The 581-nt window shown below is 64.4% G+C and carries 1 protein-coding gene and 1 pseudogene; both read left to right on the forward strand.

Annotated features, from left to right (window positions below; translation table 11 throughout):
• Positions 1 to 353, forward strand: a 353-nt coding sequence (locus AC1DY5_RS58070) for a sulfatase-like hydrolase/transferase (RefSeq protein WP_478123104.1), incomplete at its 5' end; no start/stop codon positions are given.
• A 4-nt stretch (positions 354 to 357) separates the two neighbouring features.
• Positions 358 to 581, forward strand: a pseudogene (locus AC1DY5_RS58075) (hypothetical protein); the annotation flags it as partial.

Raw genomic sequence — 581 nt, forward strand, 5'->3', positions numbered from 1 at the left:
GCGACAACGGCGCGGAGATCTTCAGCTGGCCGGATGGCGGCAACCATCCGTTCCGCGGCGAGAAGGGCACCGTGTTCGAAGGTGGCTTCCGCGTGCCGATGGTGGCGAAATGGCGCGGCGTGATCCAGCCCGGCACCATCATGAACGAGATCATGGCGGCCGAAGACTGGCTGCCGACGCTGGTCGCCGCCGACGGCGAGCCGGTGGCCAAGGAGAAGCTCCTGACCGGCTACAAGGCGGGCGAGAAGACCTTCAGGACCACCTCGACGGCTACAACTTCATGCCCTACTTCAAGGGCGAAGCACCCGGGCCGCGCCACGAGTTCTTCTACTTCAGCGACAACGCCGACCTGATGCCGTGCGCTACAACGCCTGGAGGGTCAGCTTCAAGACCATAGAGGGCAATCTCTTCAACGGCAAGCCCGACTCAACCAACGTCCCCTTGGTGATCAATCTGCGCCAGGACCCGTGGGAGCGTTACCAGAGCGAGAGCCTCCTGTACGGCCGCTGGTGGGGCGAGAAGCTCTGGACGATGATCCCCGCGGTGGGCATCGTCGGCCGGTTCCTCGGCACCTTCAAGGA

The organism is Variovorax sp. P4_D9 (genome assembly GCF_056401695.1).